Genomic DNA, 20475 nt, shown 5'->3' on the forward strand with positions numbered 1-20475 from the left:
CAGAGCTAGGAAAAAAATAAGCGTTCAATGCGTTTTTGCAATACCATATCCAGTGTTTTGACAAGTCCGGCGTATTCATCTGTGGATACCATATGCGAAAGCACAAGTCGCTTTCCTTCAGGGGTTTCGCCGGATAAGATAAAGGAAGTTAGTTCATACGTTTTTCCTTCCATAATTAAAGTTGCATATTTTTCTGTATGCTTTTCTTTTCCTTTTCCACCGTCAATCGCGATAATATTGCATTTATTCTTGTTGTCATGTTCGGTCATTGCTTATCCCCCCTTTGTATTACATATTGGCTGATTGAAAAGTTTAGAACAGGAAAGGATGGAGAGATGAAAGAGATTATCATAAAAAAATCAGCACAAGTACTCATGGACTTGCTGTTGTTGGCTGATCCGAGCGAAGCACAAATTAGGACATATTTAGAACGCAGAACATTAAAAAAAGCGGTTTTCGCATGATAGGAATCGAGCATAATTATTTTACTAGGCACTATGATGAATAAATTGTGGAAAATGGGATACATTGCCGCGATATGATTCGTCTTGCTATAGACTTATAAGAGGTGAAGGAAATGGAAGTACATAAGGCGATTACAGCACATTCAAAAAAACAGCAGGCAGCAGTGAGCGAGTTTCTGCAGCTCGAAGCGCGCCGAGAAGCAGCGATTGAAACAGCAGTGATGTTGTGTAGAAATAATCAACCATTTTCGGTAGATGCAATCAATGCTGTGACAAAAGAAATTAATATGTTTGCTAAATATGGAGTAGTACCGGAGCGTAAATATGTAACACCTGAAATGGTAAAGGAATATGTAGAACGTCTGAATCGTCAGGGGTGAGTGGCATGCATTATACAGTAGAAGCAACTTGGTTAAAGAACCATCTGCAGGATGAATCCGTTCGCATTATAGATTGTCGTTTTAATCTTGCAAATGCAGGGTACGGGGAAGAGGCATATCAAGAAGAACATATTGTAAATGCTCTGTATATGCATCTAGAGCGCGATTTGTCGGGACCAATTGGCACTTACGGTGGACGTCATCCCCTGCCGGACTTAGAGTTGTTTATGGATAAGCTTTCTGATGCCGGTATCGATGAGGATACGACTGTTGTCGCATATGATAGTCAACATGGGGCGATGGCTTCTAGACTGTGGTGGTTGCTTACTTATCTAGGACATAAAAAGGTATATGTCCTAAACGGAGGATTTCTGCATTGGAAGCAATTAAATCTCCCTACAACACATCAAGTGCCTGTGTTTACACGAAAGAACTTTATTGCTTATCCGCAGCATGATATGCTTGTACAGATGCAGGATATAAAAAAAAGAATTGACGGTAGAAGTGCGTTTGTATTAATTGACTCGCGCGAACCTAACCGATATAAAGGAATAGAAGAACCCATCGACAAAAAAGCCGGACATATTCCAACGGCTCGTAATTATTTCTGGAAAGAAGGAGTTACAGCTGAGGGAATGTTTCATGCTACCTCTCAACAAGAGGCTCGGTTTGCCGATATTAATAAAGACGAGGAAGTAATCGTATATTGTGGCTCTGGTGTTACTGCTTGTCCGAATGTCTTGGCGCTGAAAGAAGCGGGATTTCAAAATGTAAAGCTGTATGCGGGTAGCTGGAGTGATTGGATTTCTTATGAGGATAATCCGATTGTGCAGAAGCAGTAAGTATTACATCTCGTCTTATTTTGTGATAAAATAATAACAACTAAAGTGTCCTGCTGTGTGCGTTGCTTGTTTATGTCTTAAACCAACATTGTTTAAATGAAATTCCAATATTTAAATGCCACCATCATGCCTTCTGTCCTACGAAGCTCTATGAGCTACTTACGCTTGAGGAAGATGAAAGCATTTGTGCGGATATTCACCTGCGAGAGCGGGTTTATGGACATCGGGAAGTGACGGCATGGCGGGCAAAAAACTTCACATCATCTGTGAGGTTTTTTTCATTTTTTTGGGGGGGACAAGGTGACAAAAGTATTATTAATTGATGGTATGGCGCTTTTATTTCGCGCTTTTTATGCGACAAGTGTATATGGACAGTTTATGAAGATGAAAAATGGAACACCGACAAACGGTATTCATGGATATGTGAAGCATGTTCTTGCTGCAATTCATACGATACAGCCCACCCATGTTATTGCCTGCTGGGATATGGGAAGTACAACATTTCGTACAGAATCATTTGAACAATACAAAGCAAATCGTGTTGCACCGCCTGATGAGCTAAAACCTCAGTTTGATCTTGTCAAAGAAGCCTCTACCCTGCTTCATATACCGAATATAGGCTTAACTGGGTATGAAGCAGATGATTGCATTGGAACATTAGCCAAAGTATATGGAATGGAACATGAAGTATTTATTTTAACAGGAGATACAGACTTGTTTCAGTTGGCAGATCAAAAGGTAACAATTATGCTGATGCGTAAAGGAATTGGTAATTATGATTTGTATACACCTGAGCGCATTTTAGAAGAAAAAGGTGTAATGCCAAAACAAATTGTTCATGTGAAAGCATTTATGGGAGACACGAGCGATAATTATCCTGGAGTAAAGGGGATTGGAGAGAAGACTGCTTATAAGCTGATTCAACAGTTCGGTAGTGTACAAGGTGTATTAGATAACTTATCGAACTTAACAAAGGCACAGCGAACAAAGATTGAAGAAAATCTAGAGCAATTGCTACTTTCTTTAGAACTTGCTAAAATTCATTGCGAAGTTCCAATTGCATGTGAATTGAGTGAAGCTGTTTTGCGTATAGAGGAATCACATATTCGTGAATTGTGTTTATCGCTAGAATGGAGTCGCCCTGAGCCATTTTTGAGTATGTTATAAAAACGAGAGTGAAGTAAAGCTTGCGTATGTAAACGCAAGCTTTTATTTTTAGTCTATTTTCAGAATAAATATATACAATTTAGTTATTGGTGTGTAAAATTTCACTATGAAGGTACTTACTTTAATACTTGCACAAATATATAAATACAAATGGTTTTCTAACATAATAATAATAGCAGAACAAAAGCAGAAGAAGTCTTTCCTGCATGCTTATGATTTTACCAAACATCTCTTAGGTACTAGCTATAGCCATGCATCACTTGTTCTGCTAAAAAAGGGTAATTTTTTATTTGTATTTATATACTTGTTCTTTTGTATTCATAGACTAGTAATAAGCGTTTGTTATGACTGTAGAAAAGGAGGAGGGGTTTTGTGAAACATAAAGAGTTAGTATCGTGGCTCAATAAGTGGGAGGGTGAGGGCATTATTTCTACAGAGCAGAAGGAAAGGATGCTATCTACTTTTCAAACAGAAGATCGTGGGATGTTATTGCGATTGTTACCGTTATTTGTATCTATACTGCTGGGACTTAGTTTATTGACCTTTTTAGCGTCAAACTGGGATGGCATGAGCAATGAAGTGAAATTAGTAATTATTTTTATGTGTGTACCAACTTTTTATATAGCTGGAGCCTTGTTCTATCATAAAGGTAAGAACTCACTGGGGATAGGATGTTTATTTCTTGGTGTGGTAAGCTTCGGTGTCGCAATGCTGCTTATTTCAGACATGTTTCAATATATGGCATATAGCGCTTCGTTATTTTTCTTTTGGTCTTTATTTGCATTTTTATTCGCTTGTTTATATAGGCATATGTTATTGATTGGAACAGCGGTTCTCCTAAGTGGCATAGGGCAAGTTTATAGTGTATCAGCATTTCAAACTGTGCATGTAGGAATACTACTAGCTTCTACTTTAGGAATTTTTTATCTTATGTATAAAGAAGAGCGCTGGGGATACGATTTACTAGGTGCGTTGCTTATTATCTTGCAATGGTGTATTTTACTGCCAGTCAGTATGCACAATGAAACCAATATAGCTGAGCAGCTTGTGCAATGCACAATACCATTTTTGATGTTAGTATTACTCATGATGTTTAGTTATGTTAGAAAGACAGATGTATGTGAAAAAGTTGTTCTTATCAGTCTATATTTTTATTATGTGTTTAATGTGTTGTTGCCAGAAGTCTTGACGGTGGAAGTGAAGTCGTTTGTTATTATGATTCATATCATAGCAGTCGGTGCTTTACTTATATATGCACATCGTAAATGGCGTGCGTTTAAGATATATGAAATGCTTTTGTTTTTACCGGTTTTATTTATAACCAATGAGACCGTGGCGGAGTGGACGATACTGCTAATTGCTGTGTTGTACCCAATCGGTATGTTGCTTGATGGCTACGCACATGCACAGCAACAAAAAGTAGCAGTCGGATCGCGTTTATTTATCGTTAGCATGTTTGCAGCGTATTTTCAGTTCGGTTTCTCTTACATGTCCAAATCAGCATTCTTTTTGATTGGCGCCATATTGCTGACAGGTTTGTATCTATTTCTTTCACGGAAGGAAAAACAAATTCTTAAAGAGGAGAAGAAATAATGAAAAAGCGTGCTATTCTTATCGTCCTTGTTGCAATGCAACTCATAGTACTATTTGTAATGGCAGGACTACGTTACTATACAAAAGAAAATGGAACTGATCTTATTTTATTGACAGAGCCTGTAGATTTAAAGCAAATGGTATATGAAGATACTGTATATCTTACGTACGATGCGCAGCGTATCTCGTGGAGTAAATGGGAAGGGAAAACAAGCTTAAAAGATGGTGAACCCATATATGTGCTGTTTGAAAAAAAAGGTGACATCTATGAGCCAACCCGTGTTTCACGCGAGAAGATGAAAGGCATTGTATTGCGGGCAAAATATCAATACAATGACACAGGATTTATGCATGTTACCTATGGCATGGAACGTTACCGTTTCTCTCCGAATACAAAAATTGAGTCGGGAGAACGAAAATGGCAAGTTTATATTAAAACATCTCCATATCATCAATTTGTAACAAGAATTTTGCCATAAGAGTGCATTTGTACTCTTTCTATTACTTGATTGCGTTACAGCTTAATATTGATTTGTTTATTGGAATGGAACGAGTAAGACTAGGCAAGTCAGTGGGGAGACCACAGGTACGTAGCGCTGAGGCGACTCCCTGACTGTCCATGGAAAGCGAGTCTCTACAGCGGAAACCAATATAACAGAACCCATTATTTTAACCAAGAAGCTTCTATCTCAGTAAGCCTAAGCTTATATAAAGAACGATTCAGTTTCAGTACTGGAAAACTGCACTTTTATATGTTCATCAGTCATAAAAAACGATATGATATATATGAGAGAATGTAAGGGTGGGGAAACAATGACAACACGAGAATACATTGCTTTTTTGCAAGCAAAGGGTTTTAAACTTGGGAAAGAAGCACTGGGGTTTATTGCATTTGGACAAGGATATACAGCGGCATCGGATGAATTGGTTAATATTGCAATCGAAACGACGCTTAAACAGCAGTTTTGTTTTGATGGTAGTTATTTTATAGAAGTATTAGAGAGACTGCAAAAAGAAACGAATACAAATAAAAAAGCACGCAACTATGTACGTACTTTTGAAAGCTCTCATTAAGCCGCTTCGGCTTTTTTTTGTGGTTTGTTTGGTAATTCAGCAAAAACCATACCGAGCAAAATGAGTGCACAGCCTGCAATCGCAGCTGCGGTTAACGTTTCTCCTGCAACAAATACACCGGTCAGAGCGGCAAACACAGGTTCCATTGCTAAGATAATGGCTACTCTAGTGGGAGAAACATAAGTTTGAGCGGCTGTCTGAATAAAAAAGGCAATCGCAGTTGCAAAAAGAGCCGTTAATAATAGGGCAAATAAAAATGACATATTCAGCCATAAATCTATGGATAATATGCGTTTCCAGTCTTCAAACAAATAAGCGCATATCCCGGATAATACACCTACAGATAAAATTTGCACCGTACTTAGGAAAAGTGGTGTATATTGTTTAGAATAGTAGCCGTTCAGCAAAATATGTACAGCAAAGGAAATAGCACAAAAAAGAACAAGTACATCGCCACGATTTAAAGTAAATGCTTGATCAGCCGTGAGTAAAAATAAACCAATAGAAGCTACTATAACACCAATTACCGCAAGCAATCCTGTTTTTTGCCGTAAAAATACAAAGGAGATTACAGGAATTATTACAATGCTAAGACCGGTCAAAAATCCGGCCTTTGAGGAGGTTGTGTATAACAAACCGAATGTTTGAAACAAGTAGCCAGCAAACAAAAAAAGGCCTACTAATATTCCTCCACCAATCGATTGTTGTTTTTGTTGTTGACTACAGAAAAGAATAATCACAAGAATTGTACCGGCCAGTAAAAAGCGAATACTATTAAAAGTAAACGGTTCGACTAATGAAATGGCGTTTTGTACAATAATGAAGGTTGTTCCCCAAATACAGGAAACAAATAATAAACCAATATGTGCTGCCACTGATTTATTCATTTTTCTCCTCCTTGAAGTGCTTTTCGGGCTAGTTCATCAGCAACTTTATTTTGTGAGCTTGGAATCCACTTCATAAAAAATAAATCGAATTGCGCAATTAACTGCAATGCTTCATCCAGCAAAGGGGCATATGCTTTGTTTTTAGCAAACTGCTTTTCAATAGCGCGATCAACAAGCTGCGAATCTGTACGAAAAGACACGACTTTATAGTTATGCGACAGACAATACTTTAATGCGAATAGCAATGCTTGGTATTCCGCTTCATGATTGCTCATAACACCAAGTGGAATAGAAAGCAAAACCGGATTTGCAATGCCTTTTATAAAAATACCTGCACCGGAGGGACCCGGATTTCCTTTTGTAGCACCGTCAATATACACTTCAATCAATGGTTGATTCCTCATTTCTATAATGTATAAGTACAAATAATCTTCCTAGCGTGATAGGGTAACAAAAGCATAAGGACGCTCACTACACGCTTATGTTCTCACTAACACGCGAGCACTAAGCGCAGCTGAGCATCGCCTTAACTTCTGTCTAAAAAGAATGTTGTTTTTGGAGTTATACTGAATAATATAGAATTGTATAAATGCGTTTTGTATGGAATAGTTTCATTATAGCAATTCTATAAATAAATACATATAGGAAAGTTCAGATGATGTAAACTCTGAAGAGCAAGCAGTTTTATTATGTAAGAAAGGTAAGTTTCCTGTATATAAGATACTTGGAGAGATAAGGAGTGAGTAATATGAAGTTTCGTTTAGAATGGATCTATAAAACAAAAAACGGTTCACAACTTGTGCTACAGAGTGATTATATGCGTTTAGAAGAAGCACTTCGTTTTGCTGATGATTTTGAAAAGACGGGTCGAACAAAAGAAATTGTATTTTATGACGAAATAGGAACACTTTGGAACAAAAAAGAGGCAGCAAAATTAACGAAAAAAGTACAAGAAGAGCCACATGATATTATTTTATATTTTGATGGCGGTTACGAACCTCATACAAAGCGAGCGGGACTGGGTGTTAGCTTGTATTATACACAAAATAATCAAATTTATCGAATCAGACGTAATAAAGAAATCACAGAAATTGAAAATAATAATGAAGCAGAATACGCGGCTTTGCAATTTGGCATATACATGCTAGAGGAACTAGGCGTAAAGTATCAAAGTGTTACGCTTCGAGGTGACTCACAAGTTGTATTAAATCAGTTGGCCGGCGAGTGGCCATGTTATGAAAAAGAACTGAGTCAGTATTTAGACAGAATTGAAAACGTAGCGAAATCCTTAAAGTTAAAGTATACATGTGAGCCGTTGTCGCGAAAAAATAATAAGGAAGCACATCAATTGGCAAAGCAAGCACTTGAAGGGGTACTAATTGATAGTCAGTTTATTGTAAGCGAGGAGTGAAAGAAACTGGGCAAGAAAATTTTGATTTCACAAGTGCATAATCTTATTGAAATATATTGCACGGATTGCTTTATAAATCGCCATTTTCGCAAAGAGTATGGGAAATTGTATGCGCATTCTTATTGTATTAAGCAGTGCACAGTAGGAGAACAGTTAAAACAATTAGGAAAACAATTGTCATAATATCATTAAAAGCATCCTATGGGATGCTTTTAATGGTTGGCTTCACGCAATTGGTGTTCCACACTTGTCAATTTTGCTTCTTGTTCCTGCAAGAAAGATGTGTCAAGCTCTGTAGCTTGTTGTTTTATACTTTCGAGCTGTGCACGAGCTTCAGATACAGCAGTAGCTGCATGCTCTAAAAATTCAGGATCCATAGAAATTGTGGCAGATCCTACCATTTTTTGTGCAGTTTCTACTTTCATTGAAACTTGTTCGAATCCGTTAAATGGTTTACTCATGTAAAAGCCCTCCTTTTTATGTCAGTTGTAGTGTTTGTTACTATTTGTACAAATATACAAAATGGTTATAAGGTCTCCTCTTGATCAATATGCTTAAATTGTAGCCCTACATAAGGAGGAAGATGATGCAACCTACATCTTATTTACTCGACAATAACAGTATTATGGAAAGACAGGACCTGCCGTCCTGGCTGAGTGATGAATTCACAACGTTTGCGAGCGTAGTTTCGGATCCGACTTTTCCTTGTTACTTTGGTATGACTGGATTAAAAAAGAATGAATTGCGTTATTCCTTTATCACACATGATGATTGGAGTACATTGCCGGCGACCATGCTTGCTTTTTTGGAATTAATGAAGGAAAGACCGCTTGTGCGGAGAGGATTATTCGTATTTGTAGAGCCGGAAAAGGAGGAAAAGTCGCTAGAGTATTATCGTGATTACTTTTGGAATATTCTTCAATACCTTCATGAAACGGATGAACATCCGTGGCCTGCTCATATTCCTCAAAACCCAGAACATTATTTATGGGAGTTTTCATTTGGTGGTGAGCCTATTTTTGCATTTGGCAATACACCTGCTTATAAGCAAAGGAAAACGAGGGATCTGGGAAACTGTCTTGTAATCGGCTTTCAACCGCGCATGATTTTTGAGGGATTGGAAGGAAATATGCCAAAAGGGGCGTATTCCAGACAAATGGTAAGAGAGCGCGTAGAGAAGTGGGATGGTCTGCCTAAGCATCCAAATATCAGCCATTATGGTGATCCTGAGCATCGGGAATGGAAACAATATTTTATAGGTGATGATATAAAACCTATTATTGGACAATGTCCATTTCATCATAAAAAGTGACCTTGCAGCGTAAAGGTCACTTTTTATGTAAGTTGTTGTCTTCTCTTCAAAAATATCAAGAAGGTTTTCCATACTAAGATAAGATGCGATAGAAATAGTATATAAATACTTACATAAATTTCTTTGGATAGGACAAGGTATAAGTGGAGATAGCGTTGTCGCTCATTTGCAGAGAAGGAATATATCAACGTTCTAAAAGTGGGACAACTTTCATGTATTATAGTAAAACGAAGAAGAAAGGAAGACATATGTTTTTAGGAATTGTACAGCAAATCGTTTTGGGTGTTTCTTTGGCGGCACCTGTGGGTCCGATTAATATTGAAATGTTGAAAAGGGGCATTGAGAAAGGTTTTTGGCATGCTTGGGCTGTTGGTCTTGGCGGAATGACGGCTGATATTCTATTCATGATTTTAATTTATTGTGGTCTATCATCCTTTTTTACATACACACCAGTACAACTATTCATGTATGGTGTAGGATTTTTTTTATTGTTTCATCTCGGTTTTATGAGCATCAAACAAGGAATTTCAAAGGGAGAGATGGAATATATAAAAGAAGAGATTGGAGGCGTTAAGGAGTCATATGTAACAGGTTTTTTTATTGCCCTTTCCAATCCCCTCAACTTGATTTTTTGGTTTGGTGTTTACGGTAGTACCCTTAGCTCTTTATTAACAAGAGTCAGCCAACAGGAGGCGATATTGTACAGTTTTTGTATTATTTTAGGAATCATTTTGTGGAATATAAATATAGCATTTTCTATTCATTTTGGCCGTATGCTACTAAAGCCGCGTATGCTTGGATGGGTTACGACTGCGGCTGGAATTGTATTAGTAGGTTATTCTATTCATTTTGCTTATAAAGCTATCGAACTTATGATTTAAGGGGAGAGATACATGTATCGTACATACGTAAACGAACAAGAAATTATCATTAAGCTATCAACAAAATTGCAACGTGACGTACATGATCGTGTACCGGTGTATGAAGCAGTAAAATCTGTAGCTCCGCGCGTACTGATTCATCCTCAGCAAATCAGCTTTGCGGTAAATGATGCAAATTTAGGTCTAATTATCGGGGAAGTGCAGCGAGGTGCTATTACAGTATTTGCAGTAGAACATATTATACAAAAAAGCCATATCTTTGGAGACAAGTACGTAATAGAAGAAATAGAACGTGAAGCAAATTCATAAAAAAGCAACAGCTACACATGCAGCTGTTGTTTTTTTATGAATGCGATAATGTGTAGTGCAAAGAACAGTGTGCTTGCTTAATTTTTTAAATTACATCCGTATTGATACAGCAGTTGTTTCTTCATCTAACAAAATGTCCTTTTTTCTGTACAAGAACTAGCGATATTTGTCGGAAATGGAGTGTGTATTTTTTATTATTTTAAAATGTATAAATAATAATTATTACATAAGAATAGAAAAAAGTGCTTAAAAAGTATATATACATGAATGTTAAAAGCATTTGCTTTACAGGTAAGTTATATTGCTAAAATCAATTACATTAGCAAAATTTGTCTAAAAAAACCGCTTCCATTAATGGTATAAATTACTTAAAATGAACTTAAGTTTCAGAATATTTTAACTAATTGGACGAGGAGGTTGAGAGAATGCAGCAAAATGCCAAACCAATAAAGAAAGAAGTGGATTATACTGCTGTGGCGAGCTCTGCTGACTTTCAAAAGCTTTTGCAAGCTAAGAAAAGATTTATTATTCCAATGTCATTATTTTTCTTTTGTTTCTACATTGCTCTGCCGCTTATGACGTCGTATTCAAAGATTTTAAATACACCAGTATTAGGCGCTATTACATGGGCCTGGGTATTTGCTTTTGCCCAATTTATTATGACTTGGGCACTATGTATGATTTATAGCAAAAAGGCTACAGCTTTTGATGAAATGGCAGATCGTATTTTAGTGAGCTTAGAAAAAGGGAGGGAGTAGGCTTGAACGGGACTGCGTTTGCGCTCTTTTTAGTAATTGTATTGGGAACGCTTGTTATTACATATTATGCATCTAAAAAAACGAAAAATGCCAACGATTTCTATACAGCTGGCGGAGGCTTAACAGGATGGCAAAATGGTTTGGCCATCGCCGGGGACTATATGTCTGCTGCTTCCTTTCTCGGTATCGCGGGTGCAATAGCATTGACGGGGTTTGATGGTTTCTTTTACAGTATTGGCTTTCTTGTAGCATATCTAGTTGTTTTATATTTAGTTGCAGAGCCTCTTCGAAACTTAGGAAAATTCACACTTGCGGACATGATTGCAGCTCGATTTGAACAGCGTAAGGTACGAGGTGTAGCGGCTCTGAATACAATGACAATCTCTATCTTTTATATGATTGCGCAGTTAGTTGGAGCTGGTGCGTTAATCAAGTTGTTATTGGGAATTGAGTATACAACATCAGTGTTAATCGTAGGAACATTGATGACGGTGTACGTTATTTTTGGTGGCATGACAGCGACGAGCTGGGTTCAAATTGTAAAGGCTGTGCTGTTGATGGGTGGTACGCTAATCATATCTATTATTGTATTTGCAAAATTCGGCTTTAGTGTGACAGAAATGTTTGCTCAAATGAAAACAGCTACACCGCTGAAAGAGACATTTTTAAATCCTGGTGTGAAATATAAAAATGGTTTGGATACTCTATCACTTAATTTAGCGTTGGTATTAGGAACGGCTGGCCTTCCTCACATTTTAGTTCGCTTTTTTACAGTGCGTGATGCAAAAACGGCACGCCAATCTGTTGTTTATGCAACTTGGATGATTGGTGCGTTTTATATTATGACCATTTTCTTAGGATTTGGAGCAGCTGCATTTGTTGGAAATGCTGAAATTATTAAAGCGAATCCGGCTGGAAATATGGCAGCGCCTTTATTGGCACAGGAACTCGGTGGAAATTTATTATTTGCCTTTGTATCGGCAGTTGCGTTTGCTACCATTTTGGCAGTTGTTGCTGGACTTGTTTTAACGGCTGCTTCTGCATTTGCGCATGATTTTTATAACGAAATTTTACGAAAAGGAAAGGCGACGGAAAAGGAACAAGTATCAATGGCGCGTTATGCTGCAATTGGAGTAGCGGTTTTATCTGTTATCCTTGCCCTGTTTGCGCAAACCTTAAATGTTGCGTTTCTTGTAGCGTTAGCATTTGCTGTAGCGGCTAGTGCAAATTTACCAGTTATTTTATTCACTATTTATTGGAAGCGTTTTAATACAGCTGGTGCTATCGCAGGTATGCTGACTGGGTTAATTTCAGCTATTGTTCTCGTAGCAATTAGCCCGAATGTATGGAATCCTGAAGTGGGAAAAGCCATTTTTGTGGGAGAACCGCTCATCACCTTGACGAACCCTGGTATCATCTCCATTCCACTTGGATTTGTAGCAGCTTTTCTTGGTACAGTTCTCTCCTCCAAAAAAGAAAATGAAGCAAAGTTTGATGAAATTCTCGTTAAGTCAAACACAGGACATGGTATACAAGGAGTGTCTTCTCACTAAACAAAGCCCAAGTTCGGGCTTTGTTTTTTTAGGGATGGAAATAAATAATTGTTAGGTTGGTAAGTCAAGGGTAGCCGCTCTTAATATGAATGTCTCTAAGTAAACATGAATAGAGTTTTAAAATAAAAGAAAAAAAGCATCTTTTTTATATAAAAATAAAAAAACAAACAATACATCTTGCTTATATAATATAAAAATATATATAATTAATATGGAATTATTAAAATCTAAATAATTATCCGACAGGTAATGATATAGAATTTAAAGGAGCGTATACATATGGCACATAAGATTTTAGTAGTAGACGATGCGATGTTTATGAGAACAATGATTAAAAATCTATTAAAAGGGCAAGAAAGCTTTGAAGTAATCGGTGAAGCGCAAAATGGTCTAGAAGCAATTCAAAAATATAAAGAGTTGCAACCTGATATTGTTACACTTGATATTACAATGCCTGAAATGGATGGCCTAGAGGCATTAAAGGAGATCATTAAGATAGATCCAAATGCAAAAGTTGTGATTTGTTCTGCAATGGGGCAGCAGGCAATGGTATTAGAGGCGATTAAAAATGGTGCGAAAGATTTCATCGTAAAGCCGTTTCAAGCTGATCGTGTAATTGAAGCACTGACGAAAGTAGCAAACTAAAGGAAACATAATTAATTATATAAGTACCTGAACCATCTCAAAAGCAGTCCGGATATTGTATGAATGTGTTCAGGTGCTTTTTTGGATAACAAAGAAAAAGGTGATCTTGGGATGGATAATGATTTATTAAATATTTTCTTTGAAGAATCACAGGAGCATTTACAGGCGCTAAATGAAAATGTTTTAGTACTTGAAAATAATCCTGCAAATCTAGCTGTTGTCAGTGAAATATTCCGTTCTGCCCATACTTTTAAAGGCATGTCAGCAACAATGGGGTACACTGAGATGGCTGATTTAACGCATAAGATGGAAAATGTATTAGATGAAGTACGAAGCGGTAATTTATCGGTAACGCCTGCAATTATAGATATTATATTTGAATGTATAGATAATTTAGAGAAGATGGTTGCAGACGTACAAGCTGGTGGATGGGGAAATATAGATGCAAGACAAACAACTAATAAAATTGAAGCAATCCTCTCGGGAACAACCGTAAAAGAAGTAGTTATATCAGAAGAGACAGCTACACAGAAAGAAGGAGACGCTTGGCAAATTCACATATGGATTCGTGAAGATGCGATGCTGAAAGCAGTTCGCGCGGTTATGTGTATGGAAGCGTTGAGAGGATATGGAGATATTGTTAAAACAGTTCCGGATTTGGAGTGCATTGAAGCGGATGAGTTCGGAAATTATCTTATGCTAGAGTATGCGACAGAAAAAACAGTTGATGATATTAAAGAGATTTTGTTGGACATTTCCGATGTTGAAAAGATTGATATTATTGTGCCCGAAAAAAAGGAAGAAAAAGTTGTTGATGTGCAAGAAAAAGCGACACAAACCATTAGTACTAAAGTCGAGAGCCGTTCTATCCGTGTCCCACTTGAGCGAATTGAAAAACTGATGAATATGTTTGAAGAAAGTGTAATTGAAAGAGGGCGTATAGATGAACTAGCACATGCAATTCAAAATAAAGAATTATTAGAGCATTTAAATCGACTTGGAGATATTTCAAAAGACATCCAAAATTTACTTTTGAATATGCGCATGGTTCCAATTGAAACAGTATTCAAACGTTTTCCTCGTATGGTTCGTTCCTTGGCAAAGGACTTAGGTAAAAAAATAGACTTAGAGATTATTGGAGAAGAAACGGAAGTAGACAAGATTGTAATTGATGAGATTGGTGATTCGCTTGTACATCTTGTTCGCAATGCTGTTGATCATGGTATTGAAACCGTTGAAGAACGTCAAAAAGCTGGAAAGCCAGAGACTGGTAAACTTACATTAGAAGCTTTTCATAGCGGCAATCACGTTATTATTCAAATCTCAGAGGATGGCCGCGGTATTCATAAGGCAAAGGTCCTGCAGCGTGCAATCAGCAAAGGTATCATCTCGGAAACAGAAGGTGCCAAACTATCTGAACGTGAAATCTACGAATTAATCTTACGCCCTGGATTTAGCACAGCTGAAGTAGTGTCTGATCTGTCAGGACGAGGGGTTGGACTAGATGTTGTAAAGCATACCATTCATTCATTGGGTGGCCAACTTCTAATTGATTCTGAAGAAGGTAAGGGAAGTACATTTAGAATTGAACTTCCTCTTACTTTATCTATTATTCAATCTATGCTTATTCAAACAGAACAAACTCGTTATGCTATACCGTTAGGAAATATTGTCGAAGCTATCCGTATTCAAAAAGAGGATATTCAAATCCTGCAAGGACGAGATGTTTTGAATTATCGAGATCAAATTATTGAAATTATAGAGCTTGGTGCTGTTTTTGGAGAAGATGAAAAGGGTCAAAACAAGGAAGAGAAAATGGTTCCAGTGTTGATTTTAAAAAATGCAAGAAGAGTATATGGACTCATCGTCAAAAATATAATCGGGCAGCGTGAAATTGTACTAAAGTCATTAGGGGATTTCTTTGCGGACAGTTCTGCATACTTTTCGGGCGCGACAATTTTAGGAGATGGAAAAGTTGTCTTAATCTTAAATCCGGACAGTTTTTAACACAAATGTCCCTTAGCGTGAGCTAGGGACATTTTAAATAAGTAACATACCTTTATATGTACTATGACAGGAGAGACGTCTTTATGGTCTATGATCAGAAGCAAGATATATTGGCAAATGAAACAGATTACAAATACGCCCATATATTAAGCCAAGAAGAGAAGGATATTTTGGGGGAAATTGCTAATATATCTTTTGGTTCGGCTTCCACTATTTTGTCTACACTTTTAAATAAAACAGTTACCATTACAGCTCCACAAGTAGATGTAGTCAGCTTAATTGATAACAGAGATGTTGAAATTCCTCATGTTGTTCTCAATATCCATTTCACAAAAGGATTGGATATGGATAATCTCTTGGTTATGAATCAAAATGTAGCACTAGCTATTGCTGATTTAATGATGATGGGTGATGGTAATATTGAAGGAAAAGAATTAACTGAATTGGAGCTTAGTGCAGTACAAGAAGCGATGAATCAAATGATGGGATTTGCGGCTACTTCAATGTCAGAGTTTTTTCAAGAAACGGTTGATATGTCACCTCCTACAATTCAAGTGGTGAAATTGATTGAAGAACTAGAAAAAAATCCAGGCATAGAAGGCAGCAATGTTTTCATTCGTGTAGCATTTAATCTAACAATTGATAATCTTGTCGATTCAAAACTTGTGCAAATTGTTTCATTAGAAAATGCAAAAAAAATGATTCATAAACTTTATGCACTATCCGGTGAAACTAATAAAACGAGCGAAACGCCATCAATTCCGGCACTCAGTCAATATGAAAGAGATGCGCTTGGTGAGATTGCAAACATTTCTATTGGTTCAGCTTCCACGGTATTATCTACGCTTTTAAATCAAAAGGTACATATTAGTGTACCAGCGGTAGATGTTATTTCTGTACATGCGTATGACGAACAGCTTATTCCTTTTGTTGTGCTAAATGTGGACTTTATTCACGCTGTTAACCATCAAAACGTGTTCGTGTTATCTAAGGAAGTAGCACTAGTAATGGTGGATTTAATGATGATGGGAACAGGTGAGGTTGAAGAAGGAAAAGAACTTACTGAATTTGAACTGAGTGCTACACAAGAAGTCATGAATCAAATGATGGGGCATGCTGCTACATCTATGTCAGAGTTGTTTGGAGATGTTGTGGACATTACCCCACCAGTCTTAAAGGTTGTAACCTTGGCAGAGGAATTGAATCAATTTCCTAATGAAGCTGCCAAAAATGGTTTAGTTCAAATTACTTTCGAATTAGAGATTGGAGAATTAATTCGTTCTACCATGTATCAATTTTTACCATTACATGAAGCACGAGTGATGATTCGCAAATTATCTTCTTATACGGAAGACATTGAAGCGCCTGAGTCAACTACTCCGGTCGAAGTTATCGAAGCTATTCAATTAGAAGAATTGGTATCACAAGAACACAATTTGACAGGACTTCTGTCAGATGAAACCTTAAGCAATGTTGAAGTACAGCTTGAATTCATATTTGGTAGTACAACAAAAACCATTGATGAAATTCTAAAGCTTACGGAGAACGAGGTCGTATCTTTAGAAGAAGAGGTAGAAGACCCGATTCAGATCATGGCCAACGGTGTTCTAATTGGATTTGGTGAGCTTGTCAATGTGAATGGGTATTTTGGTGTAAGGGTGACAAAAACACTATGAAGCTTTTTCTTGCCTTTACTTTGTTTACAGCTCTGTTACAGCCATCGGAAACAGTACAAACCTCTCATTTTTGCCAATATGACATAATGAAATCAGTAGAGGAAGATGTACAAATTGAGGTTTCTAATCAACAAGTATACAGTGGAGATTCAGTAAGCATAACAGTAATATTTTCTGGGGATATAGAATCTCATGCAGTATGGGTGGCGCTACGCCCTGACCAATCAACAAACAATACAGAGCAGCAAAGATTGTTTGAGCTTGTACAGCAAAAAAACGGTAGCTGGAGTGGTACATATGAGATAGGACCTTATGATAGCAAGGGGCAATGGAATCTAGAATTGTACTACTATACACAGGAATGGAAAAGAAAAACCATCAATGCATTTGTAAAATCCGATGAACCGGAATTAATAGACGAAATACCTCCGATTATTACAGCATCAAATACGCTAGAAGTTACAGTTGGCAATGCACTCCGTTTAGAAACAGTCGCGGACAATGAATCTGGTTTACGGGAAGTCTCTGCTGTTTTGACGAATGGAGAAGAGCAAACTGCTTTGTGCCTAGAAGAAGATGAGGGTTCTTGGGTCACACCTTATATATTTACGAAAGAAGATATAGGTGAATACCACCTGGTTTTACGTGCTGTTGATGTAGCGGGTAATGTACATGAAGAGGAAGGACAGCTTATTGTTCGTGAACATACAGAGGAGGTACCACCATCTCAAGAAGTACCGCCTGAGGAAAACAAACCGGTAGAAAGACCTCAGATAGAATTGCAACCAGAAACCCCGGAATTGTTAGAGGTTGTTAAGAGTGAAGATCCTTTTGTTTCAGAGGTAAAAAAATCACTTGTACCAACTACTAATAAAAATCAGCAAATAGCGGCGGTGCAGGAGAGAAAGAATCAAATACAGAATGAAAACAGATCGCCCTCTGCCATCACTACAGCGGAGTTGCCTAAGTCCATCTTATATATCGTAGGGGGGTTCGTCTTGTTTTTTGCAATCCGCGGTAGTATAGAGTGGGGAAGAATGGAGTGAAGGAGAGTGAAAATTTTTTCTGATGTACCAATCTCACGGCCGTCTTCTTTAACAACTGGAAACGTACAAAACGTTACATCACCTCAAATTATAAAAGAAACAGTGAACATGGCGTTTGTAGAAACAACAGGACCTCCGGTTGTTATGATTATGAGCCTTTCAGCGGGTCTTGCAGCTGTACAAGAAGCAAGGCTCGTTTACAAAAATATATTACAAGCACTACAGCAACATATGAAAGAAGCTGAAATTCAGGGAAGTATAGACGAAGCAAATTTACTCTTGGGACAGTTGATTGACCACGCACGTGTTCAAAACATACCCCTATTGGATGAAGATGGGTACAAGATTACGATGAAAATCCTTGTGAACGAAAATGAAATGATGACCGTGCAGATTCCTACTTTATCCGAGTTAAGTATAACAGGAGATAAGCTTGTTGCCCCGCTTATGCTCCAGCAGTTATTAGAAACATTACAAAAACACATAACAGAATTAACTGAATTATTAAAACAAATGCATAATCGCATAGATATAGATACGAAAGAAAAGAATCATTTTGATTTTATTGGGATGCGAGTGGCAATGGAATCGGTAATGAGTATGTTTGTAAAAGAATATACAAGCAAGTCTGTACAATCATTCATGTTTGTTGGAGGAATCATAGTAATCTTTTTTCTTATTTTTATCATATATGCATTTATTACAAAATAGGGAGCTTACTATGAAACTGGTTAAAAAAATTACAATCTTAAATTCTTTTTTCATCGTATTATTGCTTGTTTTATTTCTTTTTGCGTCGTATATAGTCGGTACATATGAAGCAAAGCGGGAAAATATAATTATGCAAGCTGGTAAAACCATTAGGTTATATGATGAAGTGCGTTTTGAGCTAGTTTCTATTACATCAGCAGTGCGCGGTAGCTTTTGGTACGATCCAAATGCAAGTGAAGAAGCTGCACCGAAGCTAATAGATAAATTGCAAGAAGCAACTAAAGGTTATAGTGCTGTAAAACGTAGCATGAGCGACATACAAAAAAGTAAGTTTAAAACAAATTTTTTGCAGCAATTACAAATTAAAATTCAGCAGGGGGAAGAGCAGGTACTGCTGTTGACAAAAGAGCAAGATCGACTTCAAGGTCTTATTAAAGCTAATCAAGCGATGGAGGTCATTGATACTAGCGTTAATTTAGCAAATGCCCAAAAAATATCAGTCGAAAAAAAGCTAAATGATGAAATTCGGGCAATTAATCGTGCAAAGTTACAAATTGAAGTTGTAACAGGTGCACTTTTAATCATAACTAGTAGCGTGTTAATTGTAGTGAACTACATAACAATTCGACGATCATTACGTCCGTTGCATACAGTTGCTGAGCGATTACAGGAGTTTGCGGGAAACTATGGAGATTTATCCTTTCAGCTTCAGTACAATAAAAAAGATGAGATCGGTGATGTTGTACAAGGTTTTAATGCTTGTATAGAGGGATTGCGGCAGATGATGCTTCACATTCGAAATGTATCAGAACGAGTATCAGCTGAATCTGCAAATGTAATGATAAGTTCAAATGAAGTGGCTGCAACAGCTGTACAACAAGAGTCGTCTCTAACAGCTATTTCCACCAACTTAATCAAACAAGCAGAGCGTATGAATCGCAGTCTTGTTGCGTTACAAGATATAACGGAAAGTGTGCACCGTGTTTCCGCCGCGGCAACAAATGTAGCTGGTACAACAGCAAGTGTAACCAATCAGGCACACTCGAGCATGAAGAGCATTGAAGATTCTGTGAAACAAGTACAAGTTATTGATGATGTAGTAGAACAAACTTCTGTTGCCATTCAAAACTTATCTCAAAATTCTAAGCAAATTGAAAAAGTAGTAAAAACGATTCATGACATCGCTGAACAAACTAATTTATTGGCATTAAATGCATCGATTGAAGCTGCACGTGCAGGAGAGCATGGCAGAGGTTTTGCGGTTGTAGCACAAGAAGTGAGAAAGCTTGCGGAGCAATCAAAAAGCGAAACGACTGAGATTCAAGTGTTTATTTCACGCATTTATAAAGATATTCAACAAGCCGGAAAATGGGTTGAAATAGGCGTTGCAGAAACAAGCAAAGGACGAGAGATGATTACAAAAGCCGGGGCTGAAATAGGAGAAATCGTCCACAATATTACTATGATTTCCAAAGAGATGGCTGAAGTCTCGGCTTCTACAGAGGAGATGTCTGCAGGGGCTGAAGATGTCAAAGATACGCTCGTTGAAGTTGTGGCATTATCTACACAATATGCAGAGGAAACAAATTATATCGCAAAGCAAGCGACTGATCAGAAACAGACCGTAATGCATATGGAGAAGGAGGCTGCTTCTTCACAAGAAATATCTCGGGATCTTGCGGAAATGCTCGAAAATTATAAGCTGCATTAAATCATGTAATTTAAATTGTAAAAGGTGTCTCGCATATATACGAGACAC

General features: G+C 37.4%; 23 protein-coding genes, 1 other RNA gene and 3 pseudogenes. 23 read left to right on the top strand and 4 right to left on the bottom strand.

Translation table 11 applies throughout. The features are described from left to right. Positions 1-5 precede the first annotated feature (5 nt). Entirely contained in the window at positions 6-269 is a 264-nt protein-coding gene (locus EEJ45_RS06250; protein ID WP_124563936.1) for a DUF3931 domain-containing protein, read from the bottom strand. Positions 270-335: 66 nt separating this feature from the next. On the opposite strand from EEJ45_RS06250, the gene EEJ45_RS18840 reads away from it, so the two are divergent. The 8 genes from EEJ45_RS18840 (at position 336) to EEJ45_RS06285 (ending at position 5520) form a co-directional block, all read left to right on the top strand. Then, on the top strand, positions 336-464 hold the full coding sequence (locus EEJ45_RS18840) for a hypothetical protein (RefSeq protein WP_278017931.1): 129 nt from the start codon (positions 336-338) through the stop codon (positions 462-464). 113 nt (positions 465-577) lie between these two features. Then, complete coding sequence (locus EEJ45_RS06255) at positions 578-844, top strand: YpbS family protein (RefSeq protein WP_124563937.1); 267 nt, start codon at positions 578-580, stop codon at positions 842-844. A gap of 5 nt (positions 845-849) precedes the next feature. Continuing rightward, positions 850-1686, top strand: a complete 837-nt coding sequence (locus tag EEJ45_RS06260) for a sulfurtransferase (RefSeq protein WP_124563938.1) — start codon at positions 850-852, stop codon at positions 1684-1686. Positions 1687-1730: 44 nt separating this feature from the next. Then, positions 1731-1938: non-coding RNA, 6S RNA (gene ssrS, locus EEJ45_RS06265), on the top strand. Positions 1939-1986: 48 nt separating this feature from the next. Next, the gene (locus EEJ45_RS06270; protein ID WP_124563939.1) at positions 1987-2853 is read left to right on the top strand and encodes a 5'-3' exonuclease; all 867 of its coding nucleotides are present in this window, start codon (positions 1987-1989) and stop codon (positions 2851-2853) included. 372 nt (positions 2854-3225) lie between these two features. Next, positions 3226-4446, top strand: a complete 1221-nt coding sequence (locus EEJ45_RS06275) for a DUF2157 domain-containing protein (RefSeq protein WP_124563940.1) — start codon at positions 3226-3228, stop codon at positions 4444-4446. Next, a complete protein-coding gene (locus EEJ45_RS06280) occupies positions 4446-4925 on the top strand; it encodes a GDYXXLXY domain-containing protein (RefSeq protein WP_124563941.1) in 480 nt (159 codons plus the stop codon). The genes EEJ45_RS06275 and EEJ45_RS06280 overlap by 1 nt, the downstream gene beginning before the upstream one ends. Positions 4926-5259: 334 nt before the next feature. Next, positions 5260-5520: a DUF6123 family protein gene (locus tag EEJ45_RS06285; RefSeq protein WP_124563942.1), complete on the top strand. Its 261-nt coding sequence runs from the start codon at positions 5260-5262 to the stop codon at positions 5518-5520. On the opposite strand, the gene EEJ45_RS06290 is transcribed toward EEJ45_RS06285, so the two are convergent. Next, positions 5517-6407: a DMT family transporter gene (locus EEJ45_RS06290; protein WP_124563943.1), complete on the bottom strand. Its 891-nt coding sequence runs from the start codon at positions 6405-6407 to the stop codon at positions 5517-5519. The two genes, EEJ45_RS06285 and EEJ45_RS06290, sit on opposite strands and share 4 nt — an antisense overlap. After that, positions 6404-6796 (bottom strand): reverse transcriptase-like protein, encoded by a 393-nt coding sequence (locus EEJ45_RS06295; RefSeq protein ID WP_124563944.1) that lies wholly within the window; start codon positions 6794-6796, stop codon positions 6404-6406. The genes EEJ45_RS06290 and EEJ45_RS06295 overlap by 4 nt, the downstream gene beginning before the upstream one ends. A 359-nt stretch (positions 6797-7155) precedes the next feature. On the opposite strand from EEJ45_RS06295, the gene EEJ45_RS06300 reads away from it, so the two are divergent. Further along, positions 7156-7818: a ribonuclease H family protein gene (locus EEJ45_RS06300; protein WP_124563945.1), complete on the top strand. Its 663-nt coding sequence runs from the start codon at positions 7156-7158 to the stop codon at positions 7816-7818. Positions 7819-7824: 6 nt separating this feature from the next. Beyond that, entirely contained in the window at positions 7825-8001 is a 177-nt protein-coding gene (locus tag EEJ45_RS06305) for a zinc-finger domain-containing protein (RefSeq protein ID WP_124564040.1), read from the top strand. 29 nt (positions 8002-8030) lie between these two features. Here EEJ45_RS06305 and EEJ45_RS06310 read toward each other — a convergent pair whose 3' ends face one another. Continuing rightward, positions 8031-8279: a DUF2564 family protein gene (locus tag EEJ45_RS06310; protein ID WP_124563946.1), complete on the bottom strand. Its 249-nt coding sequence runs from the start codon at positions 8277-8279 to the stop codon at positions 8031-8033. Positions 8280-8404: 125 nt separating this feature from the next. Here EEJ45_RS06310 and EEJ45_RS06315 point away from each other — a divergent pair, with 125 nt between their 5' ends. From EEJ45_RS06315 to EEJ45_RS06365, 13 genes and pseudogenes are all read left to right on the top strand, one after another. Beyond that, positions 8405-9130 carry a YqcI/YcgG family protein gene (locus tag EEJ45_RS06315; protein ID WP_124564041.1) on the top strand — a complete coding sequence of 242 codons (726 nt, stop codon included), beginning with the start codon at positions 8405-8407 and terminating at the stop codon, positions 9128-9130. 212 nt (positions 9131-9342) lie between these two features. Beyond that, the gene (locus tag EEJ45_RS06320) at positions 9343-10011 is read left to right on the top strand and encodes a LysE family transporter (protein WP_380017751.1); all 669 of its coding nucleotides are present in this window, start codon (positions 9343-9345) and stop codon (positions 10009-10011) included. Between the two features lie 12 nt (positions 10012-10023). Next, on the top strand, positions 10024-10320 hold the full coding sequence (locus EEJ45_RS06325; protein ID WP_124563948.1) for a cytoplasmic protein: 297 nt from the start codon (positions 10024-10026) through the stop codon (positions 10318-10320). 425 nt (positions 10321-10745) lie between these two features. Beyond that, the gene (locus tag EEJ45_RS06330; protein ID WP_124563949.1) at positions 10746-11078 is read left to right on the top strand and encodes a DUF485 domain-containing protein; all 333 of its coding nucleotides are present in this window, start codon (positions 10746-10748) and stop codon (positions 11076-11078) included. A 2-nt stretch (positions 11079-11080) separates the two neighbouring features. After that, positions 11081-12631 carry a solute symporter family protein gene (locus EEJ45_RS06335; RefSeq protein ID WP_124563950.1) on the top strand — a complete coding sequence of 517 codons (1551 nt, stop codon included), beginning with the start codon at positions 11081-11083 and terminating at the stop codon, positions 12629-12631. Positions 12632-12910: 279 nt separating this feature from the next. After that, positions 12911-13276 (top strand): response regulator, encoded by a 366-nt coding sequence (locus EEJ45_RS06340; protein WP_124563951.1) that lies wholly within the window; start codon positions 12911-12913, stop codon positions 13274-13276. A 111-nt stretch (positions 13277-13387) separates the two neighbouring features. Beyond that, positions 13388-13763: pseudogene (locus EEJ45_RS19025) on the top strand (Hpt domain-containing protein); the annotation flags it as partial. Between the two features lie 89 nt (positions 13764-13852). After that, positions 13853-13996, top strand: a pseudogene (locus EEJ45_RS19030) (hypothetical protein); the annotation flags it as partial. A 117-nt stretch (positions 13997-14113) separates the two neighbouring features. Then, positions 14114-15283 (top strand): annotated as a pseudogene (locus tag EEJ45_RS19035) (chemotaxis protein CheA); the annotation flags it as partial. An 83-nt stretch (positions 15284-15366) separates the two neighbouring features. Further along, positions 15367-16959 carry a flagellar motor switch phosphatase FliY gene (gene fliY / locus EEJ45_RS06350; RefSeq protein ID WP_124563952.1) on the top strand — a complete coding sequence of 531 codons (1593 nt, stop codon included), beginning with the start codon at positions 15367-15369 and terminating at the stop codon, positions 16957-16959. Continuing rightward, positions 16956-18005 (top strand): hypothetical protein, encoded by a 1050-nt coding sequence (locus EEJ45_RS06355; protein ID WP_124563953.1) that lies wholly within the window; start codon positions 16956-16958, stop codon positions 18003-18005. The genes fliY and EEJ45_RS06355 overlap by 4 nt, the downstream gene beginning before the upstream one ends. Before the next feature lie 6 nt (positions 18006-18011). Beyond that, positions 18012-18716: a hypothetical protein gene (locus EEJ45_RS06360; protein WP_124563954.1), complete on the top strand. Its 705-nt coding sequence runs from the start codon at positions 18012-18014 to the stop codon at positions 18714-18716. 10 nt (positions 18717-18726) lie between these two features. Next, entirely contained in the window at positions 18727-20427 is a 1701-nt protein-coding gene (locus EEJ45_RS06365; RefSeq protein WP_164464209.1) for a methyl-accepting chemotaxis protein, read from the top strand. Positions 20428-20475 lie beyond the last annotated feature (48 nt).

It is taken from the genome of Ectobacillus antri, assembly GCF_003852715.1.
GTDB classification, from domain to species: Bacteria; Bacillota; Bacilli; order Bacillales; family Bacillaceae_G; genus Ectobacillus; species Ectobacillus antri.

What these genes read in the sequence shown, in the direction of transcription:
- EEJ45_RS06250 (WP_124563936.1), bottom strand. Translation starts at nt 269, where the DNA reads ATGACCGAACATGACAACAAGAATAAATGCAATATTATCGCGATTGAC.
- EEJ45_RS18840 (WP_278017931.1), top strand. Translation starts at nt 336, where the DNA reads ATGAAAGAGATTATCATAAAAAAATCAGCACAAGTACTCATGGACTTG.
- EEJ45_RS06255 (WP_124563937.1), top strand. Translation starts at nt 578, where the DNA reads ATGGAAGTACATAAGGCGATTACAGCACATTCAAAAAAACAGCAGGCA.
- EEJ45_RS06260 (WP_124563938.1), top strand. Translation starts at nt 850, where the DNA reads ATGCATTATACAGTAGAAGCAACTTGGTTAAAGAACCATCTGCAGGAT.
- EEJ45_RS06280 (WP_124563941.1), top strand. Translation starts at nt 4,446, where the DNA reads ATGAAAAAGCGTGCTATTCTTATCGTCCTTGTTGCAATGCAACTCATA.
- EEJ45_RS06285 (WP_124563942.1), top strand. Translation starts at nt 5,260, where the DNA reads ATGACAACACGAGAATACATTGCTTTTTTGCAAGCAAAGGGTTTTAAA.
- EEJ45_RS06290 (WP_124563943.1), bottom strand. Translation starts at nt 6,407, where the DNA reads ATGAATAAATCAGTGGCAGCACATATTGGTTTATTATTTGTTTCCTGT.
- EEJ45_RS06300 (WP_124563945.1), top strand. Translation starts at nt 7,156, where the DNA reads ATGAAGTTTCGTTTAGAATGGATCTATAAAACAAAAAACGGTTCACAA.
- EEJ45_RS06310 (WP_124563946.1), bottom strand. Translation starts at nt 8,279, where the DNA reads ATGAGTAAACCATTTAACGGATTCGAACAAGTTTCAATGAAAGTAGAA.
- EEJ45_RS06315 (WP_124564041.1), top strand. Translation starts at nt 8,405, where the DNA reads ATGCAACCTACATCTTATTTACTCGACAATAACAGTATTATGGAAAGA.
- EEJ45_RS06320 (WP_380017751.1), top strand. Translation starts at nt 9,343, where the DNA reads ATGTATTATAGTAAAACGAAGAAGAAAGGAAGACATATGTTTTTAGGA.
- EEJ45_RS06325 (WP_124563948.1), top strand. Translation starts at nt 10,024, where the DNA reads ATGTATCGTACATACGTAAACGAACAAGAAATTATCATTAAGCTATCA.
- EEJ45_RS06330 (WP_124563949.1), top strand. Translation starts at nt 10,746, where the DNA reads ATGCAGCAAAATGCCAAACCAATAAAGAAAGAAGTGGATTATACTGCT.
- EEJ45_RS06340 (WP_124563951.1), top strand. Translation starts at nt 12,911, where the DNA reads ATGGCACATAAGATTTTAGTAGTAGACGATGCGATGTTTATGAGAACA.
- fliY (WP_124563952.1), top strand. Translation starts at nt 15,367, where the DNA reads ATGGTCTATGATCAGAAGCAAGATATATTGGCAAATGAAACAGATTAC.
- EEJ45_RS06355 (WP_124563953.1), top strand. Translation starts at nt 16,956, where the DNA reads ATGAAGCTTTTTCTTGCCTTTACTTTGTTTACAGCTCTGTTACAGCCA.
- EEJ45_RS06365 (WP_164464209.1), top strand. Translation starts at nt 18,727, where the DNA reads ATGAAACTGGTTAAAAAAATTACAATCTTAAATTCTTTTTTCATCGTA.